Consider the following 7,826-nt stretch of genomic DNA (forward strand, 5'->3'; position numbering starts at 1 on the left):
GCCAATTCCAGTACCGTTCTCTTGCGTTGTGCCATGCCTTCCTCCATCATCTCGTTTGGGATGCCGCAACGGTTCGGGTACGTCGTTATACTCACCCTCTTAAACGGGATGGCTGCTTTCGCAGCCTCGCCAATGTCGCAGACGTGACCCGTGACCACGCTCACACATTGCTGGGCACATCACATTGCTGGGGACAGGTCTATATTTTATGATATTAAGTATACATCTATTCTAGACCTGACCCCATGACTCGCTTCGGGCAGGGACGCTCCAGTGACTGCTCGGTCTTCGCCGTCGCGGTATTCCACTTTACCGCGCATCTCGCCGCATCGTGTTTCTTTCAAACGCATTGCGGCCGAAGGCCGATTACTACGCTCATTTGTCTTTTGATTAATAAGAAAGATTTTGCTCAGTCGGGTGTATGAATCACTACACCCCTCCTTCTCAAAACTTCCCTATTAATCAAAATCCTGCGTGATCATCACGCGAATTTATGAGATATTTGGGTTAATTTAGTAGTCAAAATCTTATCAGGCTGAATCAATCAATATTAATTTCAGCCTGATTATCAAAGGTTGTTGTATTAATAAGTATTTGTAATTGCTTATTCAAAATCTTTGAAAAGTGCATTACATTAGATGGGCTCCAAGAAGATCATTTCTGCTCATTATTGCTTCTTTAAATATTGGATATTTATTTTTTATTAATTCCCAGAAACAGACTCTTTAGTAACAGCACAAACAGAAAAGGAATGAAACTCATCCCCGTTACCCAGTAGTGTTCGTAAGTAAACTGATCGCCTTGATCCATAATGATATACATAAAGAAAATGCCGACAGGAGCAATTAAGGAAAGAACTTGAAGTAGTAAAAATAGTTTTTTAATCATTTGGTTAGCTCATATATTAATTTCTGAGTATTATTACAGAATCTGATAGATTTATGTTCCGCCAAAGTAAATTCAAGTTTAGTATAAAGAATGCAAGATTTTTGAATCTTCCTGTATGTTAAGCAGATAAATGGAAGTTATACTTGTTATTACCAGTTTTCCTGACAAAGCAAGCGCGTTGATGCTTGCCCAAAAACTTATTGAAAGTCGGGCTGCGGCATGTATCAATATTTTGGCGGAAGCTACTTCAGTATACCGTTGGCAGGGAGAAACTGAAACGACCGATGAAATACCCGTTTTTATCAAAACGTTGGCGGAACATTATGTCGCGGTGGAAAAAATCATCAAAGCTATACACCCTTATGAACTCCCTGAGATTATCGCTGTCCCTGTAAAGACTGGATTGCCAGCGTATCTCCAGTGGGTTGCTGATGAAGTTCCAATCATTGTTGAACCAATAATAGAAAACAAAATTTGAGTAAGCTATGCGTTTAATTCAATTTTTTCTGATTTTATTTTGCCTTGTTAGCACGAGTGTTTCAGCTGAAGAAGAAAAGCGATCCAGTGTGTTTTCTGTGTTACAGAAATTAAGCGCAAGCTTTGGGCAAACTGAGCAGGAGCTACTGCCTCCAGATGAAGCATTTAAGTTCTCAATCGAGGTACGTGATGAACGCACACTCATCGCTAATTTTACCCCTGCAAAAGATTATTATCTTTATCGTGACAAAATTGACTTTAAGCCGAAAAGCGATGGCATCCATATAGAAAAAATCATGCTACCGCCAGGCAAAATGAAGGACGATCTGACTTTTGGTAAAACAGAGGTCTATTATCAGCCTGTTCAGGCAATTATTTCATTGAAGCGGGAAGCATCCGCAGCGGACCAGCTTTCTCTTGCCACAACCTATCAGGGCTGCAATGAACCGATAGGCGTGTGCTATGCACCGATCAAGAAGGAAAGTGATATAGCCCTTCCGGCAATCAAAGCAGCTTTGAATACGGTTGCCGAAACGATTAGCGGCCGCGCAACAGCTGCGGGTGGGAATGCTACCGCGGAATTGTTTCAAACCCCTTCCAGACTGCCTGCTATTGAGACCGAGTCATACAAAATCGAGCAGCTGCTTGCAAGCGGTAACTTCTGGTTGATATTGACTGGTTTTTTTGGTGCAGGTTTAGGGCTTGCATTTACGCCATGCGTGTATCCCATGTTTCCGATTTTATCGGGCATCATTACGAACCGAAGCGAGCATCTCACCAAGCGCCGTGGATTTGTTCTGGCGCTTGCCTATGTTCTGGGGATGGCGATTACTTATGCCATAGCCGGTATTGCTGCCGGCCTGTCTGGTGCCATGCTGTCTGCAGCTTTGCAAAATGCCTGGGTATTGGGTGCCTTTGCGCTGGTCTTTGTTGTTCTGGCTTTTTCGATGTTTGGTTTTTACGAACTGCAATTACCCGGTTTTCTTCAGAGCAAACTTTCTGAAGAAGCAGGCCATCTAAAAGGTGGGCGCTTGACTGGTGTATTTGGAATGGGAGCATTGTCCGCACTGATCGTCAGCCCTTGTGTCGCGGCACCCCTTGCAGGTGCGCTGCTCTATATCGGTCAGACGCATGATGTGGTACTCGGAGGATCCGCATTATTTGTGATGGCACTAGGCATGGGTGTTCCTCTGTTATTATTGGGAGCATCGGCGGGCGCTTTTCTGCCCAAATCAGGTCCATGGATGGAATCGATCCAGCAGGTTTTTGGTGTGCTGCTGCTGGCAGTGGCTATCTGGCTGATATCGCCAGTGATTTCCACGGTTATTTATATGCTGTTGTGGGCAGCACTACTCATCATCTCGGCAATTTATCTGCATGCGATCGATCCTTTGCCAGAACGGGCCTCTGGCCTCAGGAAATTTCTTAAAGGTGTTGGGGTGATTTCATTGCTGGTTGGGGTAGCTCTTTTGATAGGTGTATTGTCTGGTAGCCGGGATGTTCTGCAACCCCTGTCAAAATTGAGCATCGGTAGTACCGGAAATATTGAGACGATTCGGCCAGTAGACGCTGATCAAAGCGGGCATCTACCGTTTCGGCGGGTAAAAACAATTGCTGAACTTGATGAAATTATCCAGCAGTCAAGAAGCCAATACATCATGGTGGATTTTTATGCTGACTGGTGTATTTCATGCAAGGAAATGGAGCGATTTACATTTACCGATGCGAAAGTGCAAGCACGGTTGAGAGATGTAGTTCTACTGCAGGTGGACGTAACTGCCGGAACGCCTGACGATGCTGCGCTACTGAAACGTTTCAAGCTATTTGGCCCACCGGGAATTCTCTTTCTTGACCCCCAGGGGCGCGAGATACCGAACACTAAGATCATAGGCTATTACAATAAGGAAGATTTTCTCTCCGTATTGGATGCGGTATTGATTTAGCCTGACAGTCTTATATATTTATTCTATCAACTAGAGGAAGATTGCATGTCAAAGCTAGGCAAGTTATTGATGTATGTTGCTATCGCTTTCGGGGCGATAGCTGCAGGATTTATATTCAAAACCCAGCAGATGAGTTCACAGCTGAGCAGCGCTGAGAAGCAAGCAGGCATGAAAGCATTTTTTGCAGCGAGTTTGCCAGATATTGAGGGCAATGTGCAGCCTTTCTCTCAATGGCAAGGAAATGTTCTGCTTGTAAATTTCTGGGCTACGTGGTGTATGCCCTGTCGTGAAGAAATACCAGAGTTTATTGAAATACAGGATAAATTCCGTGAACAGGGATTGATCCTAGTAGGCATTGCTATCGATCAAAAAGAAAAAGTGGAGACATTCAGTAAGGAGTTTGGCATCAATTATCCTGTAGTGGTGGGAGATATGGACGCGTTTTCACTAGCAGAGGCAATGGGAAACCCACAAGGTGCCTTACCTTACACGGTGATAATCAATCGAGCTGGAGAAATCGTGGATACACATTTAGGTCGCGTCTACATGGATAAAGTCGAAAAGATACTGAAACCCTTGCTGTAAATTTTTCTGTAAGGAATGCAGTTAGCCGACGTTGTATTAATTATTCACTTTATGTTCGTGCTGTTCGTTGTTGGCAGTCTTCTCATGATCTGGATTGGCGCCTGGTTGCATTTAAAATTTTCCCGGAACCTCGCATTTCGACTTACCCATCTTGCAGCCATACTGTTTGTTGTGGGTGAGTCGCTGGTAGGTATTATTTGCCCACTGACGAGATGGGAATATGAGTTGCGTGAGATTGAAGCAGATCGAAGCTTTATTCAGTACTGGTTACATCGAATGTTATTCTATGATTTTCCCGAATCTGTACTCACAATAAGCTATGTGGTATTTGCACTTCTAGTGGCAATAACTTTCAAACTGGTTCCACCAGTCATTCCCGGGAAATCCAAAATCAAACATTAATTATGGATGGTTTTATCACTTTCTGTTTCATTTAATCTACTCTCCGAAATGGAAAGAAGCTCTGCAATCGGTGGCTCAAATATTTCTTCATCAAAAGCCTTATCCCCGTCAGCAACTGGACTACCCTGTGGTTTGAGCCCTTGAAAATTATAAAGCGCTGAATCTGCCAAATGAGATAATTGTATATTCTGGAGTGCCGTAAACATTGTCTCCAGTCTTCCCGGGAATTTTTTATCCCATTGCTGCATCATTTCTTTAATAGCCTGACGTTGCATATTTTTCTGGGAACCGCACAAGTTACAGGGAATAATTGGAAAATTCTCGATTTCAGCGTAAGCAGCCAGATCCTTCTCCTTGCAATATGCCAGTGGACGAATCACGATGTGATGGCCGTCATCACTGACCAGCTTGGGTGGCATCGCTTTGAGCTTGCCACCATAAAACATATTGAGAAAAAAAGTTTCGAGAATATCGTCTCTGTGATGACCCAAAGCTATTTTAGTAGCACCTAACTCAGTAGCAACACGATAGAGTACGCCCCGGCGCAAACGGGAACATAAACTACACGTGGTTTTTCCTTCAGCAATGACGCGTTTGACTACACTATAGGTGTCCTGCTCGACGATGCGAAATGGCATGCCTATTTGAGTGAGATATTCAGGTAATACCTGCTCGGGGAAACCGGGTTGTTTCTGATCCAAATTGACAGCAATCAGTTCAAAATCCAACGGAGCATGCGCTTGAAGGTTGCGCAAAATATCGAGCAACGCATAACTGTCTTTTCCACCCGATAAACAAACCATTACGCGGTCGCCTGTTTCGATCATATTAAAATCAGCGATAGCCGTTCCTACCAGGCGACGTAATCGTTTACGAAGCTTGTTAGTGTTATATTGTATTTTCTTGGGTAATGTTTCCATCATGAAAATTGCCGTAAGTCAGAGAGTTGTAAAATATCTTGCCTTATATATCTCATTAGCCGTAACAAATTAAATAGTTTAACAGCCGGAACAATAAAACAGTAATGTGTTCTAACAATTGGATTTAAAGCGACTGTCTTGTGCCATAAGTACAGAGGGCTGAATTATATGAAGAAAGATGCAATGGTATTTGTATTCTTCTCAATTTTGATGTTCTGGGTAGTTAGTGCTTCTGCTGACTTGAATCACAAGCAGAATGGTGTGAATTCTCCGGTCATTGGCAAGGTCGGCGATCCTGCCAAGGTGACGCGCACGATTGAAATAAAGGCAATGGATAACCGTTTTTCGCCTTCCGAGATTAATGTGATGCAAGGTGAAACGATCAGATTCATTGTTAAGAATGAAGGAATGAGACGACATGAAATGGTTATTGATACATTGGAAAATTTAAAAGAACACGCCAAAATGACACGTTCAAATCCTGGTTTGATCCGTGAGGATCCTAACTACGTTAACCTACTGCCAGGTGAACAAAAAGAGCTCGTATGGAATTTTACTGAAAGTGGTATAGTTCATTTTGCTTGTGGTTATCCTGGCCATTTCAAAAGGATGCGTGGAAAGATAAATGTGGAGATAAAATGAAAATAGAAATTAACAGATTTTTGATGAAATCAATAATGGCGGGTACGTTGACATTGGCAGCATTTTCAGTGTCTGCTGGCGAGGCGGTTGAGGTCTATAAAAGCCCAACATGTGGTTGCTGCTCAAAATGGATTGATCATCTGAGAGATCATGGGTTTACTGTCAATGCACATGATGTGGGTAATAAAGAAGCAAGAGCGCGTGCAGGCATCTCTCCTTCTTTAGGGTCGTGTCATACCGCCGTGGTTAATGGTTATGCTATTGAAGGTCATGTTCCTGCACAAGATATTAAACGACTTCTTAAAGAACGCCCTAAGGCAATTGGATTGGCTGTTCCTGACATGCCTCATGGCACTCCAGGTATGGAAGGTGCACGTAGTGATCCTTATGATGTGCTTTTGATCAAGCAAAGAGGAGATCAACGACGCGATGCAACCGTTTACAGTCGCTATACCCCTGAGTAAACAGGTTTAAGTGAAAGCAAACTTATTTAGTATTAAAACTTAAAGACTTCTTAATTTTTTAGATTGTTATGCAGCCTGGAAAAAATAAGTATTTTCTTCTGTCACTATCAATAAGTGGATTTATTTTAATGTCAGGCTGCACAGATTCTATTTCTACTGCCAATAAGTTTCTGCAGCAAATCCAGTTAGATCAGACAGAAATGGTTAAGCGAAATTTTGACACTGCCCAGATTGCTCGAGGGCGCGCGGTTTTTCAGGAAAATTGTGCTGTTTGTCATGGACCAAATGCCGAAGCAACGCCTGACTGGAGGAAGCCGCTTGAAAACGGCAGGTACCCTCCTCCCCCTTTGGATGGCACGGCGCATGCCTGGCATCATTCTACTGAGGAATTAAAACGTTTTATTTTAAAAGGTGGTCCTCCCGGAGAGGGGCGTATGCCTGGCTGGCAAGATAAACTGACAGAACAGGAAATTGATGACACTCTTGTCTGGATTAAGTCTTTGTGGCCTGATGAAGTGTATGACGCCTGGTACCAACGAATTGAAAACAGACAATAAGTCTTTCCAAGGATAAGTAACAACGCCAACTCCAGGTCAGAGAATGCTTACTGGATTGTTCTTCTCTTGATTACTTGCCTGAATTGTCAATCAGCATTGAAAATTGTCCAGTCATCAGCGCCGAAAACGGTTCACCTGGTTTAGTTGGTTAATCGGTTCTTATACATTGTTTGCGATGTTTGAAACGGTAAGAATCATTTCCTGTTTCCAGGATGTCGCAATGATGGGTAATGCGGCCTAACAGAGCGGTGGTCATTTTGGCGTCGCCAAGAACCTGCACCCATTCACTGAATTTCAAGTTGGTGATTATAATGAGCGAAGTGCGTTCATACAGTTGGCTGATCAAATGAAACAGTAAGGCACCGCCTGATTTAGGGAAAGGGAGATACCCCAGTTCATCGAGGATGACTGCGTCCATTTGGGTAAGTCTTCTGGACAGATACCCAGTTTTATTCAACTGTTTTTCCTACTGCAGCAGGTTGACCAGATCCGCAACATTGAAGAATCGTATGCGTTTGCCATGATGAATAGCGACAACAACCAGTGCGGTGGCCAAATGGGTTTTACCTGTACCGGTTCCGTCGACGAGTATGAGGTTATGTATGCGCTTCATCCATAAAACCGGCGGTTGCGAGCTACTCTATTTGCTGCCGTGAGAGCAGCGTTTCATCCCAGGCAAATTTAACCAGATCACGATGAATCTGGAATTTTGCGGCTTTCATCTGGTATTTCAGGCTGCGCAGATGGCGATCGGCAATTTATTCCATTTCTATTTCATAACACTAGTGTCCGGTCAAAAATCAAACAAAATCAATTGCTTGCTAGGCCGCCGCACGCTGATTCTGGACACATCTGGCTGCAAGGCGCATGAAATATGGGTTTTCTCGAAAACTGACACCGATAAAATCTGTAATAAAGTGTAAAGCGAAGCATTGAGGTGAAGCTCCT

Annotated in this window: 10 protein-coding genes and 2 pseudogenes; 8 read left to right on the forward strand and 4 right to left on the reverse strand. The window is 43.4% G+C overall.

What is annotated here, in order from left to right; translation table 11 throughout:
- Positions 1-212, forward strand: a 212-nt coding sequence (locus tag BLP80_RS15775; RefSeq protein WP_176754383.1) for a hypothetical protein, incomplete at its 5' end; no start/stop codon positions are given.
- 481 nt (positions 213-693) lie between these two features.
- Here the strand turns inward: BLP80_RS15775 and BLP80_RS13915 are convergent.
- Complete coding sequence (locus tag BLP80_RS13915; RefSeq protein WP_256325117.1) at positions 694-822, reverse strand: hypothetical protein; 129 nt, start codon at positions 820-822, stop codon at positions 694-696.
- Between the two features lie 196 nt (positions 823-1,018).
- Here BLP80_RS13915 and cutA point away from each other — a divergent pair, with 196 nt between their 5' ends.
- Genes cutA through BLP80_RS13935 form a run of 4 tightly spaced genes read left to right on the forward strand, consistent with a single transcriptional unit; the run spans position 1,019 to position 4,295 of the window.
- Complete coding sequence (gene cutA, locus BLP80_RS13920; protein WP_090544236.1) at positions 1,019-1,366, forward strand: divalent-cation tolerance protein CutA; 348 nt, start codon at positions 1,019-1,021, stop codon at positions 1,364-1,366.
- Between the two features lie 7 nt (positions 1,367-1,373).
- Positions 1,374-3,308, forward strand: a complete 1,935-nt coding sequence (dsbD, locus tag BLP80_RS13925) for a protein-disulfide reductase DsbD (protein ID WP_090544238.1) — start codon at positions 1,374-1,376, stop codon at positions 3,306-3,308.
- Between the two features lie 45 nt (positions 3,309-3,353).
- The gene (locus tag BLP80_RS13930; protein ID WP_090544240.1) at positions 3,354-3,893 is read left to right on the forward strand and encodes a TlpA family protein disulfide reductase; all 540 of its coding nucleotides are present in this window, start codon (positions 3,354-3,356) and stop codon (positions 3,891-3,893) included.
- A 15-nt stretch (positions 3,894-3,908) separates the two neighbouring features.
- Positions 3,909-4,295 carry a DUF2784 domain-containing protein gene (locus BLP80_RS13935; protein WP_090544242.1) on the forward strand — a complete coding sequence of 129 codons (387 nt, stop codon included), beginning with the start codon at positions 3,909-3,911 and terminating at the stop codon, positions 4,293-4,295.
- On the opposite strand, the gene ttcA is transcribed toward BLP80_RS13935, so the two are convergent.
- Positions 4,292-5,215: a tRNA 2-thiocytidine(32) synthetase TtcA gene (gene ttcA / locus BLP80_RS13940; protein ID WP_090544253.1), complete on the reverse strand. Its 924-nt coding sequence runs from the start codon at positions 5,213-5,215 to the stop codon at positions 4,292-4,294. The genes BLP80_RS13935 and ttcA overlap by 4 nt on opposite strands.
- 168 nt (positions 5,216-5,383) lie before the next feature.
- Between ttcA and BLP80_RS13945 the strand changes: the two genes are divergently transcribed.
- The 3 genes from BLP80_RS13945 to BLP80_RS13955 all read left to right on the forward strand — a co-directional run bounded on the left by BLP80_RS13945 (position 5,384) and on the right by BLP80_RS13955 (position 6,878).
- The gene (locus BLP80_RS13945; protein ID WP_090544243.1) at positions 5,384-5,857 is read left to right on the forward strand and encodes a cupredoxin domain-containing protein; all 474 of its coding nucleotides are present in this window, start codon (positions 5,384-5,386) and stop codon (positions 5,855-5,857) included.
- A complete protein-coding gene (locus BLP80_RS13950) occupies positions 5,854-6,321 on the forward strand; it encodes a DUF411 domain-containing protein (protein ID WP_090544245.1) in 468 nt (155 codons plus the stop codon). The genes BLP80_RS13945 and BLP80_RS13950 overlap by 4 nt, the downstream gene beginning before the upstream one ends.
- 128 nt (positions 6,322-6,449) lie before the next feature.
- Positions 6,450-6,878, forward strand: a complete 429-nt coding sequence (locus BLP80_RS13955; protein WP_090544247.1) for a c-type cytochrome — start codon at positions 6,450-6,452, stop codon at positions 6,876-6,878.
- A gap of 148 nt (positions 6,879-7,026) precedes the next feature.
- Here BLP80_RS13955 and BLP80_RS13960 read toward each other — a convergent pair.
- Together BLP80_RS13960 and BLP80_RS16430 are read right to left on the reverse strand one after the other, a co-directional pair.
- A pseudogene (locus tag BLP80_RS13960) lies at positions 7,027-7,479 on the reverse strand (ATP-binding protein); the annotation flags it as partial.
- Between the two features lie 192 nt (positions 7,480-7,671).
- Positions 7,672-7,826: pseudogene (locus tag BLP80_RS16430) on the reverse strand (IS4 family transposase); the annotation flags it as partial.

This window comes from Nitrosomonas sp. Nm132 (assembly GCF_900100485.1).
In the GTDB taxonomy this organism is placed as follows: Bacteria; Pseudomonadota; Gammaproteobacteria; order Burkholderiales; family Nitrosomonadaceae; genus Nitrosomonas.

What these genes read in the sequence shown, in the direction of transcription:
- BLP80_RS13915 (WP_256325117.1), bottom strand. Translation starts at nt 822, where the DNA reads ATGTATATCATTATGGATCAAGGCGATCAGTTTACTTACGAACACTAC.
- cutA (WP_090544236.1), top strand. Translation starts at nt 1,019, where the DNA reads ATGGAAGTTATACTTGTTATTACCAGTTTTCCTGACAAAGCAAGCGCG.
- dsbD (WP_090544238.1), top strand. Translation starts at nt 1,374, where the DNA reads ATGCGTTTAATTCAATTTTTTCTGATTTTATTTTGCCTTGTTAGCACG.
- BLP80_RS13930 (WP_090544240.1), top strand. Translation starts at nt 3,354, where the DNA reads ATGTCAAAGCTAGGCAAGTTATTGATGTATGTTGCTATCGCTTTCGGG.
- BLP80_RS13935 (WP_090544242.1), top strand. Translation starts at nt 3,909, where the DNA reads ATGCAGTTAGCCGACGTTGTATTAATTATTCACTTTATGTTCGTGCTG.
- ttcA (WP_090544253.1), bottom strand. Translation starts at nt 5,215, where the DNA reads ATGGAAACATTACCCAAGAAAATACAATATAACACTAACAAGCTTCGT.
- BLP80_RS13945 (WP_090544243.1), top strand. Translation starts at nt 5,384, where the DNA reads ATGAAGAAAGATGCAATGGTATTTGTATTCTTCTCAATTTTGATGTTC.
- BLP80_RS13950 (WP_090544245.1), top strand. Translation starts at nt 5,854, where the DNA reads ATGAAAATAGAAATTAACAGATTTTTGATGAAATCAATAATGGCGGGT.
- BLP80_RS13955 (WP_090544247.1), top strand. Translation starts at nt 6,450, where the DNA reads ATGTCAGGCTGCACAGATTCTATTTCTACTGCCAATAAGTTTCTGCAG.